This is a genomic window from Paenibacillus praedii (assembly GCF_049725345.1).
Taxonomy (GTDB): domain Bacteria; phylum Bacillota; class Bacilli; order Paenibacillales; family Paenibacillaceae; genus Pristimantibacillus.
The window spans coordinates 26590-47503 of sequence record NZ_JBMWAM010000016.1; the positions used below are offsets into that span (position 1 = coordinate 26590).

At 49.0% G+C, this 20914-nt stretch carries 21 protein-coding genes and 1 tRNA gene; 14 read left to right on the top strand and 8 right to left on the bottom strand.

Features of this window, described 5'->3' with window-relative positions; all coding sequences use genetic code 11:
- Positions 1 to 14: 14 nt before the first annotated feature.
- The gene (locus ACO9K6_RS14995; RefSeq protein ID WP_424768421.1) at positions 15 to 737 is read left to right on the top strand and encodes a response regulator transcription factor; all 723 of its coding nucleotides are present in this window, start codon (positions 15 to 17) and stop codon (positions 735 to 737) included.
- A gap of 47 nt (positions 738 to 784) precedes the next feature.
- Here the strand turns inward: ACO9K6_RS14995 and ACO9K6_RS15000 are convergent, their stop codons facing one another.
- Positions 785 to 1651 (bottom strand): AraC family transcriptional regulator, encoded by an 867-nt coding sequence (locus tag ACO9K6_RS15000; protein ID WP_424768369.1) that lies wholly within the window; start codon positions 1649 to 1651, stop codon positions 785 to 787.
- A 179-nt stretch (positions 1652 to 1830) separates the two neighbouring features.
- Between ACO9K6_RS15000 and ACO9K6_RS15005 the strand changes: the two genes are divergently transcribed.
- Positions 1831 to 2682 (top strand): lipoate--protein ligase family protein, encoded by an 852-nt coding sequence (locus tag ACO9K6_RS15005; RefSeq protein ID WP_424768370.1) that lies wholly within the window; start codon positions 1831 to 1833, stop codon positions 2680 to 2682.
- Between the two features lie 24 nt (positions 2683 to 2706).
- On the opposite strand, the gene ACO9K6_RS15010 is transcribed toward ACO9K6_RS15005, so the two are convergent.
- The 4 genes from ACO9K6_RS15010 to ACO9K6_RS15025 form a co-directional block, all read right to left on the bottom strand.
- The gene (locus ACO9K6_RS15010; RefSeq protein ID WP_424768422.1) at positions 2707 to 3138 is read right to left on the bottom strand and encodes a threonine/serine exporter family protein; all 432 of its coding nucleotides are present in this window, start codon (positions 3136 to 3138) and stop codon (positions 2707 to 2709) included.
- 24 nt (positions 3139 to 3162) lie between these two features.
- Entirely contained in the window at positions 3163 to 3921 is a 759-nt protein-coding gene (locus ACO9K6_RS15015) for a threonine/serine exporter family protein (RefSeq protein WP_424768423.1), read from the bottom strand.
- Between the two features lie 38 nt (positions 3922 to 3959).
- Positions 3960 to 5159 carry a M20 family metallopeptidase gene (locus tag ACO9K6_RS15020; protein WP_424768371.1) on the bottom strand — a complete coding sequence of 400 codons (1200 nt, stop codon included), beginning with the start codon at positions 5157 to 5159 and terminating at the stop codon, positions 3960 to 3962.
- A gap of 81 nt (positions 5160 to 5240) precedes the next feature.
- Positions 5241 to 6077 (bottom strand): AraC family transcriptional regulator, encoded by an 837-nt coding sequence (locus ACO9K6_RS15025; protein ID WP_424768372.1) that lies wholly within the window; start codon positions 6075 to 6077, stop codon positions 5241 to 5243.
- A gap of 133 nt (positions 6078 to 6210) precedes the next feature.
- On the opposite strand from ACO9K6_RS15025, the gene ACO9K6_RS15030 reads away from it, so the two are divergent.
- The 9 genes from ACO9K6_RS15030 to ACO9K6_RS15070 all read left to right on the top strand — a co-directional run bounded on the left by ACO9K6_RS15030 (position 6211) and on the right by ACO9K6_RS15070 (position 17000).
- A complete protein-coding gene (locus ACO9K6_RS15030) occupies positions 6211 to 8280 on the top strand; it encodes a beta-galactosidase (protein ID WP_424768373.1) in 2070 nt (689 codons plus the stop codon).
- A gap of 133 nt (positions 8281 to 8413) precedes the next feature.
- Positions 8414 to 9514, top strand: coding sequence for a methyl-accepting chemotaxis protein (locus tag ACO9K6_RS15035; protein WP_424768374.1), 1101 nt, complete (start codon positions 8414 to 8416; stop codon positions 9512 to 9514).
- Between the two features lie 211 nt (positions 9515 to 9725).
- A complete protein-coding gene (gene pstB / locus ACO9K6_RS15040) occupies positions 9726 to 10481 on the top strand; it encodes a phosphate ABC transporter ATP-binding protein PstB (RefSeq protein ID WP_424768375.1) in 756 nt (251 codons plus the stop codon).
- A 37-nt stretch (positions 10482 to 10518) separates the two neighbouring features.
- Positions 10519 to 11178: a phosphate signaling complex protein PhoU gene (phoU, locus tag ACO9K6_RS15045; RefSeq protein WP_424768424.1), complete on the top strand. Its 660-nt coding sequence runs from the start codon at positions 10519 to 10521 to the stop codon at positions 11176 to 11178.
- Positions 11179 to 11360: 182 nt separating this feature from the next.
- Positions 11361 to 14039, top strand: coding sequence for a DNA polymerase I (gene polA, locus ACO9K6_RS15050; protein ID WP_424768376.1), 2679 nt, complete (start codon positions 11361 to 11363; stop codon positions 14037 to 14039).
- Positions 14040 to 14118: 79 nt separating this feature from the next.
- On the top strand, positions 14119 to 14979 hold the full coding sequence (gene mutM / locus ACO9K6_RS15055) for a DNA-formamidopyrimidine glycosylase (protein WP_424768377.1): 861 nt from the start codon (positions 14119 to 14121) through the stop codon (positions 14977 to 14979).
- 129 nt (positions 14980 to 15108) lie between these two features.
- Positions 15109 to 15825 (top strand): MntP/YtaF family protein, encoded by a 717-nt coding sequence (locus tag ACO9K6_RS15060; RefSeq protein WP_424768378.1) that lies wholly within the window; start codon positions 15109 to 15111, stop codon positions 15823 to 15825.
- Between the two features lie 15 nt (positions 15826 to 15840).
- Positions 15841 to 16437, top strand: a complete 597-nt coding sequence (gene coaE / locus ACO9K6_RS15065) for a dephospho-CoA kinase (protein WP_424768379.1) — start codon at positions 15841 to 15843, stop codon at positions 16435 to 16437.
- The gene (locus ACO9K6_RS15070) at positions 16434 to 17000 is read left to right on the top strand and encodes a lytic transglycosylase domain-containing protein (protein ID WP_424768425.1); all 567 of its coding nucleotides are present in this window, start codon (positions 16434 to 16436) and stop codon (positions 16998 to 17000) included. Before coaE ends, ACO9K6_RS15070 begins: the two co-directional genes overlap by 4 nt.
- Before the next feature lie 101 nt (positions 17001 to 17101).
- Here the strand turns inward: ACO9K6_RS15070 and ACO9K6_RS15075 are convergent, their stop codons facing one another.
- Positions 17102 to 17320 (bottom strand): small, acid-soluble spore protein, alpha/beta type, encoded by a 219-nt coding sequence (locus tag ACO9K6_RS15075; RefSeq protein ID WP_424768380.1) that lies wholly within the window; start codon positions 17318 to 17320, stop codon positions 17102 to 17104.
- Between the two features lie 141 nt (positions 17321 to 17461).
- On the opposite strand from ACO9K6_RS15075, the gene nrdR reads away from it, so the two are divergent.
- Together nrdR and ACO9K6_RS15085 are read left to right on the top strand one after the other, a co-directional pair.
- The gene (gene nrdR / locus ACO9K6_RS15080; RefSeq protein ID WP_424768381.1) at positions 17462 to 17947 is read left to right on the top strand and encodes a transcriptional regulator NrdR; all 486 of its coding nucleotides are present in this window, start codon (positions 17462 to 17464) and stop codon (positions 17945 to 17947) included.
- Positions 17948 to 17990: 43 nt separating this feature from the next.
- Positions 17991 to 18066: transfer RNA gene (locus tag ACO9K6_RS15085), tRNA-Ala, on the top strand.
- 154 nt (positions 18067 to 18220) lie between these two features.
- On the opposite strand, the gene ACO9K6_RS15090 is transcribed toward ACO9K6_RS15085, so the two are convergent.
- Together ACO9K6_RS15090 and ACO9K6_RS15095 are read right to left on the bottom strand one after the other, a co-directional pair.
- The gene (locus ACO9K6_RS15090) at positions 18221 to 18856 is read right to left on the bottom strand and encodes a C40 family peptidase (protein ID WP_424768382.1); all 636 of its coding nucleotides are present in this window, start codon (positions 18854 to 18856) and stop codon (positions 18221 to 18223) included.
- A 442-nt stretch (positions 18857 to 19298) separates the two neighbouring features.
- Positions 19299 to 20369: a PAS domain-containing protein gene (locus ACO9K6_RS15095; protein WP_424768383.1), complete on the bottom strand. Its 1071-nt coding sequence runs from the start codon at positions 20367 to 20369 to the stop codon at positions 19299 to 19301.
- A gap of 179 nt (positions 20370 to 20548) precedes the next feature.
- Between ACO9K6_RS15095 and ACO9K6_RS15100 the strand changes: the two genes are divergently transcribed.
- Entirely contained in the window at positions 20549 to 20908 is a 360-nt protein-coding gene (locus tag ACO9K6_RS15100; protein WP_424768384.1) for a response regulator, read from the top strand.
- The last annotated feature ends 6 nt before the right edge of the window (positions 20909 to 20914 follow it).

A 20914-nucleotide genomic window follows, 5' to 3' on the forward strand; every position in this document is an offset into this window, starting at 1 on the left:
GGCTGGAGGTTAACATGTCGCATAAAGTGCTCGTAATCGAAGACGAACCGACACTGGCAAGGCTTTTGTCTTACAATTTGACGCAAGAGGGCTACGAAACGACGGTAATCGATCATGGCGGAGAAGGGCTGCAGACCGCTCTGCAGCGCAGCTTCGACTTGATTATTCTAGATATTATGCTGCCTGGCATGAACGGCTTTGAGGTTTTGAATCGCCTTCGACAAAATGGGGTAAGAACGCCGGTAATTATTTTAACGGCCCGCAATGCCGAGGAAGAGGTCGTGCAGGGATTGAAGCACGGCGCGGACGATTATATTACGAAGCCGTTTGGCGTGGCCGAGCTGCTTGCGCGCGTATCGGCGGTGCTTCGACGGACGCAGCAGGAGGACAGCAAGCCTTTGGAATCATCCGAGAAGGTTATTACGGCAGGAGATTTATCGATTTATCCGGAGAAATATGAGGTTATTTTAAATGGCGAAGCGATTCCGCTTCGTCCGAAGGAATTTGAGGTGCTTCTTTACTTGGTGCAGCGGCCAGGCATGGTGATTACGCGCGATGACCTCATGAATGTCGTGTGGGGCTTCGATTATATCGGCGGCCAACGAACAGTCGACGTCCATGTCAGCTCCCTAAGGAAGAAGCTGGAGCTCAGCCAGCAATCAGTTCAAATTGAATCGATTCGCGGCGTAGGCTACAAGCTCGTTATGCCAAAAAAGCTCGCTACCCCTAAAGCATAGGGTAGACGAGCTTTTTTTTCATGTGAATGACTGAAATACAGACGGAGCTATTGACGATTCCAGACTAGCATTTTACGTTGAAACTGCTTCGGTGAGCAGTCATTGTATTTTTTGAACATTTTATAGAAATGAGCCATGTTCGGCATGCCGATCCGCTCGCCAACCTCCGATATGCTCAAATCCTTCGTCAATAAAATCCGCTCTGCCCATTTCACTTTGCGGTAGTTTACGTATTCCGTAAACGAGAGACCGATCGTCTTTTTGAAATATTTGACGAAATAATAGTAGCTCATATTGGCGATCTTGCATACCTCTTCCACTTGAATGCGATCGGTTAAATGACTCTCTACATAGTCAAGCACGGGCTTCAGCCGAACCCGGTCGAAATTATCCTGCTCGATGAGCACCTTTTGTGTATCATTGCGCAGCAGGAGCAGCAATATTTGTTTGATCAGCACGCTAACCGCAAGCTCATAGCCAGTCTCCTTATGCGACGCTTCATTAAGAATTTGCTGGATGCAGGAGGCGGCTTTCTGCTTCACTTCACTGTTTTCCTCGAAAATATAATTCGCCTTGCTAAGCGGCATTTGAGTTTCGGAGAAATAACGCATATAAGGAATCGTGCTTTGGTCGAAAAATTGCTCAAGGTCAAATTGCAGGACGATATAGTTCAGCAGCCCCACACTTCTGTCACGGTGCAGCTCCGAAGCTCCGATCAGAATAACGTCTCCGGATTGCAGGTGAAAGCTCTCTTCATCTACATAAACGTCCAGCCGGCCTTCGAGAATTAGCAGCAGCTCCAGCTGTTTATGGTAATGCCAGTTTGTGTATCCTTCAAAATCGCGCATGGTTTGAAATATGCGCAGCGATAGAAGCGGGTTTTCATATGCGACCTTTTCATTTATAGCTTCCAATTGTTGCGTCCTCCCGGGCACTGTCTCAGCGATATCTATATTGTAGTGAAACCGTTATAGCTTGGCAATAAGGGATACTTGAATAGGGATGCGCGAAGAGAGCAATAGCGTTAAAATGGTAATAAATAAAAGCGGCGCAATGGCCGCAGGTTAGACTGGTGAGGTCTGGGGGTTGGACGATGGGACAGGATATATTCAAGAATGCCGGGCTGAGCAATGTGCTGCTGCTCGATCGGATGAACGATAGAACAGAACGGGACGTGCTTTATTCCTTTGCGCTGGATGAGCTGCTATGTCGGAGTACGGGGCGAGGCGGTCCGTCTATTTGTCATATCTGGCGTCATCCGCGTGCATTTGTTATGGGGCTGCGCGACAGCAGATTGCCAGGAGCAGCAGCCGCGCAGCGCCGGCTGGAGGCGGAGGGCTGGTCGACAGCGGTCCGCAATTCGGGCGGCGCTGCGGTACCGCTCGATCAAGGAGTGATCAATATATCGCTTATCCTGCCGAAAGCAGCTGAGTCGTCAGTCACGCATTTTCATGACGATTTCGAGCGGATGTATGAGCTGATTAAGCAGGCTCTTCATCATACAGGCTGCAGGGTGGATAAAGGCGAGATAGCAGGCGCCTATTGTCCGGGTGATTATGATCTAAGCATCGGCGGGTTCAAGTTCTGCGGCATTGCCCAGCGAAGGCAGGTGCACGCTTATATCGTACAAGCCTTTGTTGTTGCAGAGGGCTCGGGCCGGGAACGTGCTCGAATGGTACGATCCTTCTATGATCAAGCCGCAAATGGAGAGAGCTCCTTTGCTTATCCGGTTGTTACGGATGAAAGCACAGCCAGCCTGGAGGAACTGACTGGACTCGGTATCTATGCGGGACAAACCTTCGTGGATGCTGTTAAGCGAGTTATACTATCACAGCATTCAACGGAGGAGTTAAAGGAAGCGGAGGCGCGGCTTGTGATGCCGACAACAGAGCAAATCATGGATATGGCCGCCGTGCTGAGGTCACGTTATGCAATACATCCGTAAATATTTATTGCACCTGCAGTCATCCTAATGCCGTTCGGATTTACGAATAATTTGATTCACAACCTCCGAAAATACGAGACCGATCGCAATCGCCCCTGATATCATAAAGGCTTTGACCGCTAGCTGGACGGCGGAATCGTAATTGTCCTCGACCACGTTTCGCATGGCGTCGTAGGCGAGTCCGCCTGGGACGAGCGGGATGATTCCCGCGACGCTGAATACGATAATGGGCGTTTTGTACAGCTTGGAAAATAACTGGCTTATGACCGTAACGACGAAGGCCGCAATGAGCGTGGCCGGAATGGCGTCAAGTGAAAGCTCGATGCAGGACACGTAGACGAGCCAGCCGATCATTCCGACCGCGCCGCAGTGGATCAGCGTCCGCTTCGGTACATTGAAGATGAGGCCGAAGGCCGCTGATGCGATGAAGCTTGTGAATAGCTGCTCAATGATCATCAAGGTCGTTTCCTCCCATTCGCGTTAGTAGAAAGAAAGCACAGCAGCAATACCCGCCCCGATCGCAAAGGCCGTAAGAAAGGCCTCAGCCCCCTTGGAGAGACCTGATACCAGATGCCCTGCCATCAAATCCCTTACCGCAGCTGTAATATGTAACCCTGGAACAAGAGGCATGACCGAGCCGATGATGATCTTATCCAGATCGGCTCCGAAGCCATAGCGTACAGATAACACAGACATGGTGCCGATGAGCAGAGCGGTTATAAATTCAGCGAAAAATTTGATCGGAACAATACGATGCAGCGTGATAAAAAACCAAAAGCCAAAGCCCCCCGTGATGAGAACGGGGACAAAATCCCGCCAGCTGCCTTGGAACATAATCAGAAAGCAGCCGCTTGCGATCGCGGCAGCTGCTATTTTCAGCCAGGCTGGATAGGCGGAATCGGATTTGTCCAGCTGCTGCAGCAGCTGATGTGCTTCGCTTGCGGTAAGCTTGCCCTCGCTGATCCGTCTGGATATATCGTTTACGGAGGACACCTTTAACAAATTGGTTGTCCGATTGGAGATGCGAACGAGTCTCGTTACCTGGGAGGAGCCGTCAATTGCAAAAATAATACCGGTCGGCGTAACGAAGCTTTGCGGGTTTTCGATACCGTAGGCGGAAGCTATACGAACCATCGTATCCTCAACCCGATAGGTTTCACCGCCGTTTTGCAAAATGATTTTGCCGGCTAACAGGCATATTTGCGTAATTTCATGGCTGTTAGCAGCTGATTCGTCCAGCATGCCGTATCTCCCCTTTGCGCAAGCGTGAAGTGATGCTAAATATGTTGCTTCGTTAATCGCTTCGATTGCTGTTCAAATTCAGCACGGATACGGGCCAGCAGATCCGGGCTTGCACACACGTCATAAGCCGTAGCGGCGAGCATTTTGGCGCCGAACAGCATGCCGTCTAGGGCATAGTCCGTCATAGCCGCATCGCGGAACGCTTCGGTATGAAGCATCAGCCGGTCCTGCACGACCTTCACGAAAGGATGAATTGCAGGGCAGCGGATGGATACGTTGCCAAGGTCCAGCGAGCCGTGATCCTTGCCGATTTCGATTTGCTCCGGCGGTATGCCTGCTTCGATCAGATTTGCGTTAAACTGCTCAGACAAGGCTTCGTTTGTCAGCAGTTCGTCATAGGAGAACTCATAGTTGCTGACTTTCAAGGAACAGCCGGTTTGCAGGGCGGCCCCCTCAGCGCAGCGCAGCACTTTAGCCGTCAGCTCATTGGTATAGCTGCGAGAGGCGGAGCGTACATAAAATTGGGCTGAAGCGTAATCTGGAATGATATTCGGCGCTTGTCCTCCGTTATCAATGATGCCGTGAATGCGGGCATCGCTTCTCGTCTGCTGACGAAGCGCGTTAATGCTGTTGAACAGCTGGAGCACGGCGTCGAGCGCGTTAATGCCTTCATAGGGACTGGCAGCTGCATGTGCTGCAACGCCTGTAAATTCAAATTGAAGCGCATCAAGTGCCAAAGACTCGCCGGATTGCTCAAAGGTATGATAGGGATGCGCCATGAGGGCGAAGTCGCAATCATCGAATAAGCCCGCGGCCGCCATAGGCACCTTCGCGCCGCGCGTTTCCTCGGCTGGCGTGCCGTAGATGCGGATTTTTCCGCCTAGCTGCTGCTTGGTCAGCGCTGCTTTTAAGCCTGCCGCGGCTGCTATGCTCATGGAGCAAATAAGATGATGTCCGCAGGCGTGGCCGATGTCCGGCAGCGCATCATATTCGCATAGAAAACCTACCGTTGGACCCGGCTTGCCGGTATCGAAGGTGGCGATGAACGAGGTTTCGATTTCCAGAATGGCGCGCTCCACATGGAAGCCCATTCGAGTCAGTTCCGTGCAGAGCAGCTCAGCAGCAAAAAACTCCTCATGACCAAGCTCCGGCCGACTGCCAATAGAGCGGGAAATGGTGCGGAACGTATCCGCATGGTGATCAATCTCAGCAAAAATTGTTTGTTTGTCGGACATAGCTAGACAACCTCCTGAAATTCAATATGCCATCGTAAGAGCGGCAGATATGATTTTGATACTGCATTATCATGCTAATCGTTAACGCATTCCGTGAATTTTTTTGAACTGCTCAGGGCTGAGACCCTCCAGCCGCCTGAAGACGGAGCTGAAATAGCTGGGCGTGTCGAAGCCGACGCGCCGGGCGATTTCGTGCATTTTGACATCGCTCTCGTTGAACATGAGCTCCTTGCTGCGATTGATGCGTTCCCGATTCACGTATTCCATCGGCCGCATTTTCATCGCCTTCTTGAACAGCAGGCACAAATACTGCGGCGTCACGTCGATGCAGCTGGCCAGATCCTTGATTGTAACCAGTCGATTATAGTTGGCTTCTATATATTGAAAGACCGGTTGAAGCTTAAAGTAGTTTTGTTCAACCGAATGGGAGCTTACCATAATAACTTTCATCAAATCGAGCAGAAACATGTAAATAAGCTTGGAGCACTCCAGTCCGAGAAAGGCGCGGTCCGATTGCGTCATGGCATAAATATTTTTCATATGGGTAACTATCATATCATGATCTGCAGTGGAGTAGACACCTGATTGCGTAATTCCTGCCTGCCTGAAGAGCGTGTCCGACAAGCTGCCCCGAAAGCTAAGCCAATGGATGTCCCAAGGCTCCTGAACCGCAAAATATTGATGAGGCTCGTTCGGAAAAAGACAAAAGCCTTGACCAGCGCGAACGGTCATTTTTTGTCCGCCGACATGCAGCTCGCCAGTGCCCGACATCACCTGCAGCCATTGAAAATGTGGATAACCGTCCGGGCGGTCGATCGGCTCTTGGTTGCTCCAGTGCCCGATGCTTGTCAGATAGACGGGGAGGGTTGTGTCCGTCTCTGTCAGAATCGGGAAAACCATCGTATCGATTATAAACACCTCCTGTTTCATATTTTGATAGTTATGCGAAAATCCTATTATTTTATTGATAATATGAACCATTTATAATATGAATATCATTATAGTATATCTAATATGGGCTATAATCAAGACGAACCTGGAGGTTATCGATATGAGTATGAAATTCCCGCCGATCAGCGGCAAGATACCGCAAATGCTGCACGGAGCAGACTATAATCCAGACCAATGGCAAAAGTATCCGGAGGTGCTTGAAGAGGATATCCGGCTGATGAAGCTTGCGCATTGCAATGTGATGTCGGTTGGCATATTTGCTTGGATGGCGATTGAGCCTGAGGAAGGTGTATTTACGTTCGAGTGGCTGGATACGCTGCTTGATAAATTCGCGGCCAACGGCATTTATGCTCTATTGGCTACACCAAGCGGCGCCCGTCCGGTATGGATGTCGCAAAAATATCCTGAGGTGCTGCGCGTTGCCCAAAACGGCATTCGAAATTTGCACGGCGCCCGCCACAATCACTGCTTCACTTCTCCGATCTATCGCGAGAAGGTGAAGATCATGAACTCGAAGCTTGCTGAGCGCTATGCGAACCACCCGGCTGTTATCGGCTGGCATATTTCCAACGAATACGGCGGTGAATGCCACTGCTCGTTCTGCGAGGAGGCGTTCCGTGACTGGCTTAAAAGTAAATACGGCACCATTGAAGCGCTTAATGATGCGTGGTGGACAACGTTCTGGAGCCATACGTATACGGATTGGAGTCAAGTCGAGTCCCCAACGGCGCGCGGTGAAAATGCCGTTCACGGCCAAAATGTCGATTGGAGAAGATTCGTGACAGATCAAACGGTAGATTTCTGCCGTCATGAGATCGAGCCGCTTCGCGCAGCGAACAGCGAGCTTCCGATAACAACCAATTTCATGCTTGATTTCGAGCCGCTGAACTATTGGAAGTTTACAGATCTGCTTGATATGATCTCGTGGGATGCTTATCCGACCTGGCACGACAATGGTGGAGACGACAGCGAGCAGGCTGCTTGGATCGCTTTCAACCATGACGTGTTCCGGTCGCTGAAGGGCGGCAAGCCGTTCATGCTGATGGAGAGCACGCCAAGCATGACGAACTGGCAGCCGATCAGCAAGCTGAAGCGCCCGGGCATGCATATGCTCTCCTCGCTGCAGGCGGTAGCGCATGGCTCGGATACGGTGCAATACTTCCAGTGGCGTAAGAGCAGAGGCTCGAGCGAGAAGCTGCATGGTGCCGTTGTGGATCATGTCGGCCACGAGCATACCCGCGTATTCCAGGATGTAGCTGAGCTTGGCGCGACGCTGGAGAAGCTGACAGAGGTTGTTGGCACGACGGTGAAGCCGGAGGTTGCGCTTATTTATGATTGGGAAAATCGCTGGGCTGTGAAGGACTCGCAAGGCCCTCGCAACGGCGGGCTTCATTATGAAGAAACAGCGAAGCGTCATTATCGTCCATTCTGGGATCTCGGCGTTCCCGTTGATGTGATCGATTCGGAATGCGATTTTTCGCAATACAAGCTGTTAGTAGCGCCAATGCTGTACATGGTCCGTCCGGGTGTTGGTGAGCGAATTGAGCGTTTTGTGGAAAATGGCGGTACGTTCATAGCAACCTATTGGAGCGGAATCGTTGACGACTATGATCTTTGCTTCCTGACTGGCTTCCCGGGACCGCTTCGCAAAACGCTGGGCATTTGGTCGGAGGAGATTGATTCGCTGCATGACCATGATTCCAACCGTGTGGTTATGAATGAAGGCAATTTGCTTGGCCTCGAAGGCGAATTCGAAGCGCGCGAGCTGTGCGACTTGATCCATCTTGAGGGCGCGGAGGCGCTTGCGGTTTATGGCGCGGACTTCTATGCCGGCCGTCCGGCGTTAACCGTTAATCGGCTTGGAAAGGGCAAGGCTTACTATATCGCATCGCGCAATGAGACTGCATTCACGAACGAGCTGCTGGCCAGACTTGTTGAGCAGGCGGGCATCGCGCGAGTAGTAGATTCAGAGCTGCCACATGGCGTAACAGCGCAGCTGCGGACGGATGGCACAAACGATTACGTCTTCGTCTCGAATTTCAGCGCGAACGAGGCGAATGTGCGTCTTGATGGGCGCAGCTATTCGGATTTGTTAACGGGAGCCATCGTTGGAGAAAGCGTGGAGCTAGGCGCATACAGTGTCCGTATTTTGAGGCGCGAGTCGATATGAAATATCGTAATCAGATGAAACGTCTTTACAAAAACTGTTGAATTTAACATAGCGATAATATAGTTTTGCATTATTGTTGATGCTTTAGGCCTATAGTGAGTGCATGCGGATCGAGAAGGAAGGGTGAAAGGCTATGCTGGCATCTGTTATGGAGCTTGGAGCTAAGCTTGAAGTTAGAAAACAAGGGGACACAAAGCGAAGCGATGAGATCAGGACTGATGATGATGCTCGTAGGGAGATACGTAATGCGCAGCTTGATGCGTCTTCCGGGCCGGCACCAAGGCAGACTGTCCACTTACAGCATTTTTTGCGTCAAGCACCGATTGTCACCATCAACCATACATGCAAAGCAACCTTGACCCTATTTAAACAACATCCGGAGAGCGAATGCGTCATCGTATGCGAAAGTGGGAATAAGCCCGCAGGGCTCATGATGCGAAATCACTTTTTCCTGAAGCTTGGTCATCGATTCAGCGCAGATCTGTATGATGAGAAGCCGATTACGATATTAATGGACCCAAACCCGCTTATGGTCGATTGCCGCTTTGCCCCGCAGCAGCTTATCGATAGCGCGCTCGGCCGGCAAGACAGAACGATCCGTTCGGCGGAGCAGCGCGTGGACGAGATCGAACAGGCCGTAAGCAGCGTTCGTCAATCTACGGTGCAAGGAGAGTCGCTCTCTGTTGAGATGGTGGATTTAACGTTAACGGGGAAAAATGAGCTTGATAAGGTGACGAAGGCATTTGGCTCGATTACGGACAATTCCCGGCTGCAGGAGCAGCAAATGGTTGAGCTTCAAGCGGAAGCCGGAACCATAAGCAAAGTATCCTTACGGATTAAGGAGCTTGCAGAGCACAGTAACCTGCTTGCGCTCAACGCTTCGATAGAGGCGTCGCGCGCAGGGGAGTACGGCCGAGGCTTTGCTGTAGTAGCGGCTGAAGTAAGGGAGCAGGCCAATCAGACGAAGCAGCTCGCAAACGAGATAACGTATTTGACGCGATCGATAGTGAACGCGATTGAGCAGACAACATCGATTGCGCAAGCCGGGCGAGCAGAAACGGCTGCCAGTGTTGCGCATATCCATCAGGCGGTGGAGGCCTTTAACCATTTATTTCGTGCGGCGGCGGATAACCGAAGCAGCGCGAAGGAGATTGGAATGCTATCGGAGCAAACGCATCAGCAGGCTGTTCATGTTGCAAACGAAATGAAAAGCTTGCAAAAGGCATATTTTTAACATAACGTTAACAAATCAACTACACTTGCTTTACAATACTCTTGTAAGATTACTCTTGTAAGATAAAAAGCAAATATACTTTCATATGACGAATAAGCAGCGCATTTGCTGTCATTAGCTTGTACATTAGGTGATGAAAATGTGATGTCCCGCCGGGCATCACATTTTTGCCGCAGGAGCAGCCATTAAATGACTTACAGAGGAGAATGATATGGAGTCACTTATAGATATCAAAAAACTGAATTTATATTACGGCGCATTCCATGCCCTGAAGGATGTTACGCTAACCATTCCAGAAAAAGCGATAACAGCGTTTATCGGTCCTTCCGGCTGCGGAAAATCGACATTGCTGCGCACGCTTAACCGGATGAACGATATGATCCCGGGAACGAGAATTGAAGGCGATATAAAAATAGCCGGCAAAGATATTTATTCAAGCGAAGTTGAAGTGGAGACGCTGCGCAAACAGATCGGGATGGTGTTTCAGCAGCCCAACCCTTTTCCAAAGTCGATCTACGACAATGTCGCTTACGGTCCTCGCTTGCATGGCGTAACTAGCAAGAAGGAACTCGATGAAATCGTGGAAACGAGCTTGAAATCCGCTGTTCTTTGGGAAGAGGTCAAGGATCATTTGAAGCGCTCAGCTTCAGGGCTGTCTGGCGGACAGCAGCAGCGGCTGTGCATTGCGCGCGCGCTGGCGGTTAACCCGGACATTTTGCTTATGGATGAGTCCACTTCTGCGCTTGACCCGATCTCAACATTAAAGATTGAAGAGCTTGCTAAAGAGCTGAAGGATAAATATACGATTGTCATGGTCACGCACAACATGCATCAAGCGGCTCGTGTTTCGAATCAGACGGTCTTTTTTTTGAATGGCGAGGTTGTTGAATATTCGGAAACAGAGAAGCTGTTCTCCAATCCGACAGATCAGCGAACTGAAGATTATATAAGCGGTCGCTTCGGCTAAGCCAGGCGGCGAAGAATATGAGGGGGAATATGTGATGATGACGATTCGCAAGGATTTTGACCAAGGGCTGGAGCACCTTCATAATCTGCTTATTGATATGGGTACTTTCGTAGAAAATGCGCTAGTGGAATCGATGGAGGCTTTGAAAACGGTCGATGTGGAGCGTGCCAAGCAGGTTATTACGAAGGATCCGACTCTTAATCAAATGGAAGAAAAAATTACAGAGATCGGATCCAAGCTGATTGCCACGCAGCAGCCTGTTGCCAAGGATTTGCGCCGCATACTAGCCGCTTTCAAAATCGCCAGTGATTTGGAGCGGATGGGTGATCTATCAGTTGATATCGCGAAGGTTGTACTTCGTTTGGAGGGTCAAGCGCTGATCAAGCCGCTTATCGATTTGCCGCGCATGGCAGAAATAGTGCAGCTGATGACGTATGAATCCATTCAGTCCTTCATCCAGGAAAATGTCGACTTGGCTTATAAGATGGCGAAGGACGATGATCAGGTTGACGCGCTATACGGGCAAATTACCCGCGAGCTATACTCGATGATGATGGAAAACCCGCGCACGATTACGCAATCCTCCTTACTTAGCTTTGTGGGCCGTTACCTGGAGAGATTCGGCGACCACGCAACCAATATCGGCGAAAGCGTTGTTTATCTCGTAACCGGCAGCAGACCGGATTTGAACGTTTAATAGATGAAGAGGTGTCTCATAAGTAGTTATATCTACTTAAGGGGCTCCTCTTTTTTATGTAACAGCTCTGTTCAATGAGATTGGATTGACGGTCCCTCCTCTGGCTCACGATGCTTGGGCAAGGGTTATTTTGTGGTATAATACGGGGTATGTATGCTTACGAAACGAGGTATTGATCCCATATGGAAAAATGGATGCTAATTGACGGAAATAGTATTGCTTACCGCGCTTTTTTCGCTATGCCGCTGCTGACGAATACAGCCGGTCTGCATACGAATGCGATATTTGGGTTTACAACGATGCTGCTGAAGCTGCTGGAGCAGGAGAAGCCGACGCATGTGCTGGTGGCATTCGATGCGGGTAAAATCACGTTCCGCCATGAGGGCTACACGGAGTATAAGGGCGGAAGGCAGAAAACGCCGTCTGAGCTGTCAGAGCAATTTCCGGTTCTGAAGGATCTGCTGCGGGCGTTCAGCATTGAGCAGTACGAGCTGTCTGGCTATGAGGCAGATGATATTATCGGGACGTTAACCCGGGCTGCGGACGAGAAAGGCGTTGAGGCGATCGTCGTCACTGGCGACAAGGACATGCTCCAGCTTGCATCAGAGAAGGTTACGATTGCATTGACGCGCAAGGGCGTAAGCGATGTTGATCTCTTTTCACCTGAGGCTATTCAGGAAAAGTATGGGCTTAAGCCATTGCAAATTATCGATCTTAAAGGACTTATGGGCGATGTGTCGGACAACATTCCTGGCGTACCGGGCGTTGGCGAGAAGACGGCGCTGAAGCTGCTGCATGAATACAGCACAGTGGAGAATGTGCTTGATAGTCTGGACAAGCTGAAGGGCAAACTGAAGGAAAATATTGAACAGCATAAAGAGGATGCCCTCATGAGCAAGAAGCTGGCCACGATTTTTCGCGAGGTGCCGCTTGAGAAAAATGCGGATGACATCCGTTACAACGGCTATGAACCTTCGAAGCTCGCTGAAGCGTTCCGTAAGCTGGAGTTCAAATCGCTTATTGAGCGGCTGGAGCTGGATGGCGGGTCGGATGGTGCAGAAGAGACAGCGCAGGCTGCTGCAGCTGAACTGACGATTCATGTCATCGAGTCGGACAAGGATTCGGCTTTGCTGGAGCAGCTGCTGGAGATGCTCGGAGAAGAGGAGAAGAACGGCTTGTACGTTGAGGCGATAGGCGAGAATCCGCATCATGCGAAGCTTGTTGGACTGGCGGTCGCGACAGAGGAAGCTGTATATGCGATGCCTTTCTCGCTTCTTGAGAAGCCTTGCGCCGCAAAGCTGCGCGATTGGCTTAAGCAATCGGATAAGCCTAAATACGGCTTCGACCTGCATAAGACCGAGCTTGCGCTGCGCTGGAGCGGAATCGGCTTCGAGGGCGCGGCTTTCGATGTGCAGCTCGCTGCTTATTTGCTCGATCCTACAGATTCGAGCCAAACGCTCAGCAGCATTAATGAAAAGCATGGTCAGCCTGCCGTTCCTTCAGATGAAGCCGTGTACGGCAAAGGGGCAAAGTTCAGACTGCCCGAAGCAGAGACACTGTATCGGCATTTGGCGCTTAAGGCGGAGGCTGTACGCCGGCTTGTGCCGCTCTTGACGGAGGAGCTGGAGCGCACGAGCATGAGCAAGCTGTATTTTGAGCTGGAGCAGCCGCTGTCCCGTATTCTCGCTGGCATGGAGCATTTGGGAATTAAGGTGGAGAAGCAGGAGCTGGAGGCGCTTGGCAGCGATCTGGAGCGTCAGCTGGCGACCATTGTTGCCGATATTTACAAGCATGCCGGGACGGAGTTCAACATCGGCTCGCCGAAGCAGCTTGGTGAAATTTTGTTCGAGAAGCTCGAACTGCCGGCGAGGAAAAAGACGAAAACCGGCTATTCAACGGATGCCGAGGTGCTGGAGGATCTGGCTCCTTATCATGATATTATTCCGCTCATCCTGCATTACCGCCAGCTGGCAAAGCTGCAGTCCACCTATGTGGAGGGCTTGCTGAAGGAGGTTCGTGAGGAGACGGGCAAGGTACATACGTATTACCGTCAGACGATTGCGGCGACGGGACGTTTGAGCAGCCAATTCCCAAACCTGCAGAACATTCCAATCCGGCTGGAGGAAGGCCGCAAAATTCGAAAAGCCTTCGTACCGTCCGAGCCTGGCTGGTTCATTCTGGCCGCTGACTACTCTCAGATTGAGCTTCGCGTGCTTGCTCATATTTCGGGCGATTTGAATTTGAAGGAAGCATTTATTCATGATATGGACATCCATACGAAGACCGCGATGGACGTATTCGGCGTCACGGCGGATCAGGTGGATTCGAACATGCGCCGCTCGGCGAAGGCCGTTAACTTCGGAATTGTGTACGGAATCAGCAGCTTCGGGCTATCACAAAACTTGAAAATCAATCCGAATGAGGCATCTAAATTCATTGAACAATATTTTGAAGTGTTCAAAGGGGTACGCAAGTTTATGGACGATGTCGTGAAGGATGCGCGCCGTGATGGCTATGTGACGACGTTGTTGGACCGGAGACGTTATTTAAATGATATTAATGCTTCAAACTTCAACCTCCGCTCTTTCGCGGAACGGACAGCGATGAACACGCCAATTCAAGGGACGGCTGCCGACATCATTAAGCTGGCGATGGTCCAAATGGATGCGGCGCTGCGCGAGCGTAAGCTCAAGAGCCGCATGCTGCTGCAGGTACACGATGAGCTCGTATTCGAGGTGCCGGAGGATGAGATGGAGCTGATGAAGAAACTTGTCCCGGAAGTGATGGCCGGAGCGCTTAAGCTGGATGTTCCGCTTAGGGCAGACGTGAGCTTCGGCGATAACTGGTATGAAGCGAAATAATTTACCATTGATGGCGATCGTCCATTCTGGATGACTTCAATCGCTATTTTTCTTATAATGGTAGTTGAGGTGAGGAGAAATGCCTGAATTGCCAGAGGTAGAGACAGTAAGAAGAACACTTATAGAACTTGTAGCGGGAAAGCGGATAGCTTCTGTTACCGTAAAGCTCCCGCGTATTATACAGCGTCCTTCGGAGCCTGAGCAGTTCGCGGACGCGCTGGCTGGTCATACGATTCAAACGGTCGAGCGCCGCGGAAAGTTTTTGCGAATTATTTTGGACGGATTGGTGCTTGTATCCCATCTTCGGATGGAAGGGCGTTACGGCATGTTCAAGTCGGATGAGCCGGTTGAGCTTCATACACATGTGATTTTTCATTTCGATGATGGGACGGAATTGCGATATAAGGATGTCCGGCAGTTCGGCACGATGCATCTGTTCGCGGCGGGCGAAGATCTTCAGCTGCCGCCGCTTAACAAGCTTGGGGTTGAGCCGCTGGATGACACCTTTACGTTGGACGTGCTGCGCACAAAGCTGCAGAGGCGCTCAACGAAGATCAAGCCGCTGCTGCTTAATCAAGAGCATATCGTCGGCCTAGGAAACATTTACGTCGATGAGGCTTTGTTTCAAGCCCGTATACATCCGGAGCGGACGCCGGATATGCTTAAGCCGGCGGAGTGGAAGCGATTATACGAAGCGATTCGCGCGACGCTCTCGCATGCTGTAGAAGCGGGCGGTTCCTCGATCAAGTCGTATGTGAACGGGCAGGGCGAGATGGGAATGTTCCAGCATCAGCTGCTCGTATATGGCAAGAAGGAGGAGCCTTGTCCAGCTTGCTCAAGGCCGATCGAGAAATTTATTGTTGGAGGCAGAGGCACGCATATATGCGGCAAATGCCAGCCGTTCACGAAATCCAAGTTGAAGATAGTGGAGGCGAAGTAGCAAGTAAGGATCGACATGCACAGACAAATACTCCCTGCATATGATGGTTCTGTTACGAACGATAGGCGTATGACTACTCACTGATGAAGAGTGAGTCTGGCAGCCGCCGTGCGGGGAGGGGCTTTACGATTGTTCGCGCATGTTGCATCTTTGTTAGTGCTTGCTTTCGCGGTTAGCTTGGATGGCTTCGGTGTAGGTGTTACGTATGGTTTGCGCCGTATCCGTATTCCATTATTGTCGGTGTTCATCATTGCTTGCTGCTCGGGTCTTGTCATTTTCTTATCGATGCAGGTTGGCGGCTGGTTGACTGGCTTCCTATCCGAATTCGTCGCGCGCCTTATCGGTGCGTGTGTGTTAATCGTCATTGGCGGCTGGGCGCTGCTTCAGCTGAAGCGCGGAAAGCAAAATGATGAGTCTATGGAGCCAGTGGATGAGGTTCACCCAGAAAACAAGGTACAGACATCAGCTTTGGGCAAACCGGCAATAGGTGAGTTAGCCGGTGCTGCTCTTGTCGTGATGGTCGAGCTGAAGCGGCTCGGCTTAGTCATTCAAATCTTGCGAACGCCGCAGGCGGCCGATGTTGACAAGTCGGGCACGATCTCCGCATCGGAGGCCGTGATGCTTGGTGTAGCGCTATCGCTTGATGCGTTCGGAGCGGGAATCGGCGCGGCGCTGCTCGGTTTGCCGGCACTATTGACGGCGCTGACGATTGCGCTGGCAAGTGCTATTTTTCTCATCGGAGGCATTCGTTTCGGCTTTCGCTTCTCCTCTTGGAGGGGAATGCAAACATTATCCTTGCTTCCAGGCATATTATTGATCATGATGGGAATCATGAAGCTGTTATAATTTGAGGTGAAATGGATGATAATCGGATTAACCGGCGGTATAGCCAGCGGTAAAAGCACAGTTGCTCGTATGCTCGTTGAACGCGGTGCGCTGCTGGTCGATGCCGATCAGGTCGCAAGGGAGGTCGTTCAGCCCGGCGAGCCGGCGCTAGAGGCTATTGCCTCTTCGTTCGGACAAGCTGTACTGGAGACTGACGGTTCATTGAATCGAAAGGCGCTGGGAGAAATTGTTTTTCGCGATAAATCAGCTTTAGCAAAGCTCGAGGCAATTACTCATCCCGCTATTCGAGAGCGGATGCAGAATCGTATACATAAATATGCAGAGAAGCATCCGAAAAGATTAATTGTAGCGGATATCCCGTTGTTGTATGAAACAAAGCAGCAAAATCTTTACGAAGGCGTTATGGTTGTTTATGTACCTGCGATTATACAGCGGGAGCGGATGATGGAGCGCAATGCAGTTACGCTCGAAGAGGCGGAACGTCGTGTATCGCTGCAGATGGATATCGAGCAGAAACGTACGCTAGCCGACTGGGTCATTGATAACAGCGGGACGTTAGAGGAGACGGAGCGGCAGGTTGAAGATTTTTGGAAAAGTCAGGATTTGCTATGAGGGTATTGCGCAAGAAGAGAGTATTGCTGGTGCTGCTGCTCGGACTCATGACCATACTTTTTCTAAAATCGGACTGGCTCGCTGAATGGATGTACCCGATCCATTATAAGTCAGATATCCGCGCAAGCGCTGCCAATTACGATGTAGAGCCGCACTTGGTCGCTGCGATCATACGCAGTGAAACGAATTATCGGACAGGTCAGGAATCCCGGAAGGGTGCACTGGGCTTGATGCAGATTATGCCGAATACGGCTAATTGGATCATTCAGAGGGCAGGCTTTAAAGAAGTGACAGAGGATATGCTAATGCATCGCGCGGATGTCAGTATTGAGGTTGGCTCCTGGTATTTGCATTCCTTAATTCATCAATTCGGGGATAATCATGTTGCTGCTGTAGCGGCATATAACGCAGGCCCAGGCAATGTACGCAAGTGGTTGGACTCCGGTGTATGGGACGGAAGAATGGAGACCGTCAAGGAAATTCCGTTCGGCGAGACAAGGCACTATGTACAACGTGTCATTTACTATTATAATAAGTACAAGGATTTATACCCGAGCTTCTAATGCTCTTAACCTTTGAACATACAACAAAGCCTTGGAGGCCCGTCGTATCATGGACGAGCCTTTCCAAAGCTGCTGTTATTCATACGACATTTTATGAATCATTATTTGTATTGACCAGCAAGGGATTGCTCGGCAATTTGTACCAGTCGACGCGTGATGTATCCACCGATAGAACCAGCGTCACGTGTAGCCATGTTGCCGTAGTATCCGTCTTGTGGAATCGCAATGCCAAGCTCCTGAGCCACTTCATATTTCATTTGGTCAAGTGCTGCAGTCGCTTGCGGTACAACCAGCTGGTTACTGCTGCGGGATGCGCTCATGTATATTCACCTCCTTGCGGTTGGTAAACGTATTATGTGCAATATTTTAAGGATCATTACAGGAATTACATGGAAAAGCAAAATACACGATAAAGCTTATCTTTGCAGCTGAGCTAGCTTAGAAAGGAGGCCGTACACCTTATGAAATGCCCTTATTGCGACTTTGCCGGAACAAAAGTATTAGATTCCAGGCCGGCCAACGAAAATAAATCGATACGTCGCCGCCGTGAATGCGAGAAGTGCAGCCGCCGCTTTACGACCTTTGAGATGATTGAGGAAACGCCGCTTATCGTCATCAAAAAAGACGGAAGCCGCGAGGAATTCAGCCGCGACAAAATTTTACGCGGTCTCATCCGCGCCTGCGAGAAACGTCCAGTTCCCATTGAACGCCTCGAGGTCATCGTATCCGAGGTCGAGAAGGAGCTCCGCACCACGGCACTCGCCGAGGTGGAAAGCAGCGACATCGGCGGCATCGTGATGAGCCAGCTCTACCCTGTAGACGAGGTAGCCTACGTCCGCTTCGCCTCCGTCTATCGTCAATTCAAAGATATCGATATGTTCATGAAGGAGCTTAACAGCCTGCTCTCCAAGCACCCCATGAACAGCAGTATTAAAGATAAAGATTGACATTTTTGACGACCCTATGCTAATATCAATCTTGTCGTCATTTGGGGCCTTAGCTCAGCTGGGAGAGCGCTTGCATGGCATGCAAGAGGTCAGGGGTTCGATCCCCCTAGGCTCCACCAAACACAAATTTTAAACACGCCGAATCAGGCGTGTTTTTTTGTTTTTGGTGGAGCCCAATAGGGGCGAGCCCTGGGTGACAGCCCCTTCTTTAACACGTTTTTGATTCCTGAACTTATCCATTATTAATAGAAGTACCAATAGTGGTTTTGAAGTTTAATCTTCATTTTCTTGATTTTCACCATTTGATGGTTTTTTATATTCTGGATATTTACTTGTACTTGGTGTTTTTTCAGATTGAGGTTGTGCAAGGATTTCCTGTGGATTAGTCACTATAGGTTGTCCATTCGTCGGTAGCACGCGACGTGCGGTTACATAGGTCCGGTCCCACGTGCTGCCTGAGAACTTCGAAATCGTTACACCGATCCCGACCCTATAGGTATGAAGAAGTTGTCCATTACCCATATATATACTTACGTGATTAATGACGCCATCACGGTTTGTATCTGAGAATATCAAATCACCCGCTTGCAGTTGATCTCTGGGTACAAAAGTACCGACATTGGATTGTTGTCTTGATGAGCGAGGGATACTTATCCCATTCTGCATAAAAACAAATTGAGTAAATGAAGAACAATCAAAGGCGCTGGTTTGGCCCGATTTTGCTCCGAATTTATAAGAAACACCAAGAAATTGTTTACCTGTTGCAATAATATTATCAGCATTCGATGCTGTTGCTGCATGTGCAGAAGGGACATTCAAAAGCATTGTACCTGTGGAAAGTGCAACCGTTAGACTTAAACTAGCAGCAATGAACAATTTGCCGAAACGTTTGTTAGAAATCATATTCATCGTTTCCTCCCCATGGATCTTTTATTAGTGATTGAAATCACCTGAAACAACCATACCACAAATAAATTATCCATCATTTACTATAAAGACAAATATAGTAGATTCCCCTTAGCTTTTCTTCCTATTATTAAAAAACGATGAGAATTCTCACATCAAACTCTTATTGACTATTCAGGCAATGAATACACAAATTTAAAACACGCCAAATAGAGGCGTGTTTTTTGGGATAAGCCTAACACAGGGGGCGGACCCCAAAAATCATATCGAACGTGTAAATCGGTCCCACAAGTGGTAAATCCGGATATTTTCCTGTCGAGATAAAACAATAATTCAATGGTTCGATCGCTTATTCAGTATGTGTCGGATGATCCATAATTATGCATTTCTCTTGTCCAACGATCTACATACACGGAATCCCATTATCGGGTACGTAAGCCTATCACTAAGCCTTTTTTTGCAGCTCTTTATTAAGCTCATTAATCCGCCGCGCAGCTAAACGTAGCTCCATCTCATCTATAACAATATGTGAGAGGGTTTTTAATATATTGAGTTCATCCTCTGTTATAGTACGCGGGTGAAGGTCTATTATGCTTAGTACACCTAAATTGTAATTGTCATGTGTGGTCAGTTGTACTCCAGCATAGAAACGCAGCCCAAGTTCACCGGCAACTAACGGATTTGCGAGCGATCTGGGATCAATACTAGCATCATTGATAACATAGGGAACATCGCAGAGAATTGCGGATGCACAAAGACCAGGAACACGATCTATCTCTTGAATATCTACTCCTTGATAAGATTTAAACCAAATTCGGTCTGTGTCAACTAGACTAATAATTGAAATAGGTACTTGAAAGAGTTGTGCGGAAAGAGAAACGATTCGATCAAAAGCACCATCAGGAGGGGTATCAAGAATATGGTATCTTTGTAAAGCTTGAATACGCTTATGCTCGCTCTCAGGATTAATATGAGAGTAGATTTGAAGAACTTCGGTAATATCAGTAGAGGCGGTAAGGACCCCAACTATCCTTCCATTTGCATTTAATAGCGGTTTTCCATGAATATCATAATATCGATCTCCATTAGATAAGCGAAATTGGATTGTTTTTCGAAGAGGCTTGCCGGTGTCAATGATCGTTTGTTTCAGGTTCATCAGTTCACTGGTTCCTTCATGAATAGCTATTTCATCATCTCTTTTTCCAATTAAGTCATTCGGGTCGAAATCGAAATGGGCATTGAAGATCCAGGTATATCTTAATTGCAAATCACAATGCGCTACAATGAAGGGAGCGTCCTCAAGTACTGTAAGGAACGGGACGCTGGAATCATTGAAAAAAAATGTCGATGGATTAAATTCAAGAACAGTCGCGATTGCTTTTGCGACTTCGACACTCGGTGTGCGTACCCCATTTTCAATTTGTCCGTAATAGGAACGATCAATGAAAGTTTTGGACGCAATCTCTGCTTGAGTCAATCCTTTTCTTTTTCTTTGTTCGATCAACCATTGTCTCAAATAAGTTGCCCACCCTTCATATGCGACATTGTATCCGCTTTCATTATACTATATGTCGAATGATGTGGCTATTTGCCACATCGAAAAGATCTATCAGAAATGTATGATTATAGTATAAGGAACGATTTATTATTTATTAATACTATAATGTGGACTACTGCAGATGAGGGGGGAATATATTGGCATCTATAATTCTAGCGGATGATGATAAATCTATTCTACTGCTGTTAAAGGAATTTATTAAATTGACCTCCCATCAAGTTGTGGCATCCTTCGATAATGGTAAAGAGGCTCTGGAGTATTACTTAGCACATTCACCTGATTTATTAATTACAGATTTTCAAATGCCGGCTATGGATGGAATAGAACTGAGTAAAAGGATATTGTCTCTGGATTCACATGCATTAATTATATTATGTACAGGGGAGCCTGCGCAGATCAAAAGTGAAGCTGAATCTCTGGGTATCCAACTATTGGAAAAACCATTTAAAATGGAATATTTCTTTGAAATTGTTGAACGAATATTGCGAGAGAAATAAGGGTAT

What these genes read in the sequence shown, in the direction of transcription:
- ACO9K6_RS15035 (WP_424768374.1), top strand. Translation starts at nt 8,414, where the DNA reads ATGCTGGCATCTGTTATGGAGCTTGGAGCTAAGCTTGAAGTTAGAAAA.
- ACO9K6_RS15010 (WP_424768422.1), bottom strand. Translation starts at nt 3,138, where the DNA reads ATGATCATTGAGCAGCTATTCACAAGCTTCATCGCATCAGCGGCCTTC.
- ACO9K6_RS15075 (WP_424768380.1), bottom strand. Translation starts at nt 17,320, where the DNA reads ATGAGCGCATCCCGCAGCAGTAACCAGCTGGTTGTACCGCAAGCGACT.
- ACO9K6_RS15005 (WP_424768370.1), top strand. Translation starts at nt 1,831, where the DNA reads ATGGGACAGGATATATTCAAGAATGCCGGGCTGAGCAATGTGCTGCTG.
- ACO9K6_RS15030 (WP_424768373.1), top strand. Translation starts at nt 6,211, where the DNA reads ATGAGTATGAAATTCCCGCCGATCAGCGGCAAGATACCGCAAATGCTG.
- ACO9K6_RS15090 (WP_424768382.1), bottom strand. Translation starts at nt 18,856, where the DNA reads ATGAATATGATTTCTAACAAACGTTTCGGCAAATTGTTCATTGCTGCT.
- phoU (WP_424768424.1), top strand. Translation starts at nt 10,519, where the DNA reads ATGACGATTCGCAAGGATTTTGACCAAGGGCTGGAGCACCTTCATAAT.
- ACO9K6_RS15070 (WP_424768425.1), top strand. Translation starts at nt 16,434, where the DNA reads ATGAGGGTATTGCGCAAGAAGAGAGTATTGCTGGTGCTGCTGCTCGGA.
- mutM (WP_424768377.1), top strand. Translation starts at nt 14,119, where the DNA reads ATGCCTGAATTGCCAGAGGTAGAGACAGTAAGAAGAACACTTATAGAA.
- pstB (WP_424768375.1), top strand. Translation starts at nt 9,726, where the DNA reads ATGGAGTCACTTATAGATATCAAAAAACTGAATTTATATTACGGCGCA.
- ACO9K6_RS15020 (WP_424768371.1), bottom strand. Translation starts at nt 5,159, where the DNA reads ATGTCCGACAAACAAACAATTTTTGCTGAGATTGATCACCATGCGGAT.
- coaE (WP_424768379.1), top strand. Translation starts at nt 15,841, where the DNA reads ATGATAATCGGATTAACCGGCGGTATAGCCAGCGGTAAAAGCACAGTT.
- polA (WP_424768376.1), top strand. Translation starts at nt 11,361, where the DNA reads ATGGAAAAATGGATGCTAATTGACGGAAATAGTATTGCTTACCGCGCT.
- ACO9K6_RS14995 (WP_424768421.1), top strand. Translation starts at nt 15, where the DNA reads ATGTCGCATAAAGTGCTCGTAATCGAAGACGAACCGACACTGGCAAGG.
- nrdR (WP_424768381.1), top strand. Translation starts at nt 17,462, where the DNA reads ATGAAATGCCCTTATTGCGACTTTGCCGGAACAAAAGTATTAGATTCC.